This is a genomic window from Micromonospora yasonensis (assembly GCF_026013475.1).
GTDB classification, from domain to species: Bacteria; Actinomycetota; Actinomycetes; order Mycobacteriales; family Micromonosporaceae; genus Micromonospora; species Micromonospora yasonensis.
In genome coordinates this window covers 1-4,050 of sequence record NZ_JAPDPH010000364.1, presented here as the reverse complement: position 1 = coordinate 4,050, position 4,050 = coordinate 1, and the positions used below count along the sequence as shown (strand labels likewise).

Genomic DNA, 4,050 nt, shown 5'->3' with positions numbered 1-4,050 from the left:
AACCGAGCGGCGGCGCGCACCAGCCACGGCCCCGACGGGTGCAGCTCGGGCGCGATCAGCCGCCCGGTCGCCCGGGCCCACCAGTGGCCGGCCACGATCACGTCGGTGATCCGCAACCGCTCCGGCGGCCAACCGCCCCGGACCACCACGTCGACCACCCGGCCCAGCCGCCGCCCGTGCAGGTCGTACGCGGTCCGGCCGAGCAGCTCAGCCGCTCGCACGGTGCGACCCCGGGATCCGGTCGATGAGATGCCGGCGCAACCAGGTCTCCACCGGCGACGGCGGCAGGTTCGCGGCCCGGCAGCGCAGCCACACCGCACTGTCCACCCGGGCGATCTCGTGCAGCGGCACGCGCAGTGGCGGCACCGGTGGGTCGTCGGTGAACAGGTCGGCGACCGCCACCAGGAGCCGGCCGATCCGGCCGCCGATCCGCTGCCCGAGCGCGCCCTGCCCGGTGAGCAGGCAGTCCACGTACGGGAAGCCCTCGTCGTCGATCGCGAAGGCGATGTCGTCGACCCGGCCGACCAGCCGACCGTCGACGTCCACGATCTGCCGGTCGAGCAGTTGCTTGGCGAGCTGGACCCTCACTGTCCCATCCTCGTGATGATCGCCAACGGGATCGCCGCCACCGACGCGGCGACGATGAGCAGCAGGAACAGCGCGCCGAGCAGGTTGGTCCACCGCCCGTTGACCCGGTCGCCCAGATAGTTGCGGTCGTTCGCCACCACCAGGATCGGCAGGTAGGTCAGCGGCAGCACCACCGCGCTGAGCACCAGCATGTACTCGGTGAGCTGCACCGGGTCCACGGTCGTCATCAGCATCAGCATCCCGAGCAGCACGCTGACCAGGAGCACGCTGTGGAACCGGGCGGCCTCCCGCGGGCTGACCCGTTTGCCCCACTGCCAGCCGAAGTACTGCGCCGCCGCGTACGCCGCGGAGAGCCCGGTCTCCAGCGCGGCGCCGAAGGTCACCGCGAAGAACGCCAGCACCGCGACCGCCAGCCCGGCCCCGCCCAGCGCGGTCGCCACCGGCCGCGCCACCTGCTCGATGGTGTCCAGCGACGCCCCCGAGGGGTGGTACGCCACCGCCGCGACGGCGATCAGCGACAACGCCAGGAACCCGCCCATCGGGAAGCCGATCAGCACGCTCGACCGGGCGCGGGCCAGGTCGGCGGCGCTCCACCTCTCCTCCACCCCGCCGGAGGAGAAGAAGAACACCTCGTACGGGCTGACCGTGGAGGCGAACAGCGCCACCGCCACGAACCAGTACACCGACCAGCCGTGGCCGGCGGAGCTGATCCGCACCGCGCCCTGCCCCAGCTTCACCCAGTCGGTGGGGAGCGCGAACAGCGCGACGGCGAAGACCAGCAGCGCCAGCCCGGCCAGCCCGAACACCCGCTCCATCAGCTCGAACCGCATCCGCCACAGCACCAGCCAGACCGCCAGCGCGGCCACCGGTACCCAGAGCAGATAGCTCAGCCCGGTGCCCAGCTGCAACGCCAGGGCCACCCCGCCCAGCTCGGCGGCGAGGGTGATCACGGTGACCAGCCAGGAGGCGACCAGGTTGAGCAGCGCCACCCGCGGCCCGAGCCGCTCCCGTACCAGGTCGAACACCGCCCGGCCGCTCACCGCCGCGATCCGGCCGGACATCTCGGCGTACGCGCAGATGCCGAGCACGCCGACCAGCAGCACCCAGGCGTGGGCCATCCCGAAGCGGGCGCCGGCCTGGCTCGCCGCCACCAGGTCGCCGATGTCGACGAAGCCGCCGATGGCGGAGAGGACGCCCAGGGTGGCGGCGAGGAGCTTCCTCACGTCGGCTCGGGGGTGGGCGGTCTCATCGACGCGACGATATCCGCGCCATACGCCTCTTTTCGGGCGAATAGCCCAGGCTGCCGCTCCCGGCCCGGATCAGGCGCCGGTCAGGTTCTGCAGCCGTACCTGACCGCGCGACACCAGCCGGCCACCCTCGTCGGTGATCTCCACCAGCCAGAGCTGCTGGCTGCGCCCCCGGTGGATCGGGGTGCCCACCGCGGTCAGCTCGCCGTCACGTACCGCGCGCAGGAAGTCGGTCTGGTTCGACACCCCGACCACCTTGCCCTTGTCGCCCAGCCAGAGCGCGCCGCCGATGCTGGCCGCCGTCTCCACCACCGAGCAGTAGACCCCGCCGTGCTGGATCCCGTACGGCTGGTGCAGCTCCGGGCGGACCTGCCAGCGGATCACCACCCGGTCCCCGCTGACCTCGTCGAACTTCAGCCCGAGCAGGGCGACGAAGCCCCCGGTCAGGTCCGGCATCTCCACGGCGGTCCCTCCTCGCGCTCGGTGGCGCCGCCAGCCTAGTCGCCACCGCTGTCGGCAAACCCGGTACGGGTCCGGGCCGGGGATGGGGGAGAATTGGTGACCGTGACCGACAGCAACCTCCCGCAGGGGCGGGACTCCCTGACCGAAGACCTGCTGTGGCGGGGCCTGATCCAGGACTCGACCGGCCTCGACGAGCTGCGCGAGCTGCTCGACGGCGGGAGCACCACCTTCTATGTGGGCTTCGACCCGACCGCGCCCAGCCTGCACGTCGGCAACCTGATGCAGGTCGTGATGGCCCGCCGGCTCCAGCTGGCCGGGCACCGGCCGCTGCTGCTCGTCGGTGGCGCCACCGGTCAGATCGGCGACCCGAAGGAGAGCGCCGAGCGCACCCTGAACCCGCCCGAGGTGGTCGAGGGCTGGGTCCGGCGCATTCATGACCAGCTCGCCCCCTTCGTCTCGTACGAGGGGGAGAACGCGGCCCGGCTGGTCAACAACCTGGACTGGACCGGCCAGATGTCGGTGGTGGAGTTCCTCCGGGACGTCGGCAAGCACTTCCCGGTGAACAAGATGCTGGCCCGCGAGGTGGTCAAGGCTCGGCTGGAGAGCGGCATCAGCTACACCGAGTTCAGCTACCAGTTGCTCCAGGCGAACGACTTCTTCGAGCTGCACCGCCGGCACGGCTGCCGGCTCCAGTACGGCGGCTCGGACCAGTGGGGCAACATCACCGCCGGCGTGGACTACATCCGGCGCCGCGGCGCCGGACCGGTGGAGGCGTTCACCACGCCGCTGGTCACCAAGTCCGACGGCACCAAGTTCGGCAAGAGCGAGACCGGCGCGGTCTGGCTCGACCCGGAGATGACCAACCCGTACGCCTTCTACCAGTTCTGGCTCAACGCCGACGACCGGGACGTCACCCGCTACCTGCGGTACTTCAGCTTCCGCTCACGTGAGGAGCTGGAGGAGCTGGAGAAGGCGACGGCGGAACGCCCCCAGGCGCGGCTCGCCCAGCGGGCCCTCGCCGAGGAGTTGACCACGCTGGTGCACGGCGAACGGGAGATGGCCCAGGCGGTCGCGGCCAGCCAGGCGCTCTTCGGGCGGGGCGCGCTCGAGGAGCTGACGCCGGTGACCCTGCGGGCGGCGCTCACCGAGGCCGGTCTGGTCCACCTCGACGAGCTGCCGGACGTGGCCGGCCTGCTCAAGGAGTCGGGCCTGGTGCCGAGCCTGAAGGAGGCCCGCCGGGTCATCGCCGAGGGCGGGGCGTACGTCAACAACAACCGGATCTCCGAGGTCGACGCCACCGTGTCGCCGGCGGACCTGCTACACGGCCGGTACCTGGTGCTGCGCCGCGGCAAGCGCTCGTTCGCGGGCGTTGAGCTGCGTAAATAGTCGTACGTCGACAGTGTGACGCGGGACGCGCCCAGCGGATTTGACGATCAAACCGCTGGGCGCGTAACTTTCTCTCTGCCAGCGCGGAACGGACGAAACAGGGCGAAGGACCTGCGAGGCCGGAGCGCGGGACCTGAGAACCGGGTGGTGCCCCGGATTCGCCGGGAGGCGGATTTGGCGAGGCGGAACCGACCGGGTAAGGTTATCGGCCGGCAGGGAAAACGGACGAGCGAGCGGGAGACCGCAGCGGCCGTCCTGCTGAAATCCTCGGAACGCCCGACGGAAGTCGGTCGAATCGAGGTGCCCGGGAAAAGGGTGGAAGCACGACAAACTGCGAAACACCGGTTTGACACGGCAGAAACCACCG

General features: G+C 71.1%; 5 protein-coding genes. 1 reads left to right on the top strand and 4 read right to left on the bottom strand.

What is annotated here, in order from left to right; translation table 11 throughout:
• From ONA70_RS35035 to ONA70_RS35020, 4 genes are all read right to left on the bottom strand, one after another.
• Positions 1-221 (bottom strand): PRC-barrel domain containing protein (locus ONA70_RS35035; RefSeq protein ID WP_265010772.1); only part of this gene is annotated, 221 nt, incomplete at its 3' end.
• On the bottom strand, positions 208-588 hold the full coding sequence (locus tag ONA70_RS35030) for a hypothetical protein (protein WP_265010771.1): 381 nt from the start codon (positions 586-588) through the stop codon (positions 208-210). The genes ONA70_RS35030 and ONA70_RS35035, both read right to left, overlap by 14 nt.
• Positions 585-1,811, bottom strand: a complete 1,227-nt coding sequence (locus ONA70_RS35025; protein WP_265010770.1) for an NRAMP family divalent metal transporter — start codon at positions 1,809-1,811, stop codon at positions 585-587. The genes ONA70_RS35030 and ONA70_RS35025 overlap by 4 nt, the downstream gene beginning before the upstream one ends.
• A 96-nt stretch (positions 1,812-1,907) precedes the next feature.
• The gene (locus tag ONA70_RS35020) at positions 1,908-2,291 is read right to left on the bottom strand and encodes a PaaI family thioesterase (RefSeq protein ID WP_265010774.1); all 384 of its coding nucleotides are present in this window, start codon (positions 2,289-2,291) and stop codon (positions 1,908-1,910) included.
• A 108-nt stretch (positions 2,292-2,399) separates the two neighbouring features.
• Between ONA70_RS35020 and tyrS the strand changes: the two genes are divergently transcribed.
• Positions 2,400-3,683: a tyrosine--tRNA ligase gene (gene tyrS, locus ONA70_RS35015; RefSeq protein ID WP_265010773.1), complete on the top strand. Its 1,284-nt coding sequence runs from the start codon at positions 2,400-2,402 to the stop codon at positions 3,681-3,683.
• Positions 3,684-4,050 lie beyond the last annotated feature (367 nt).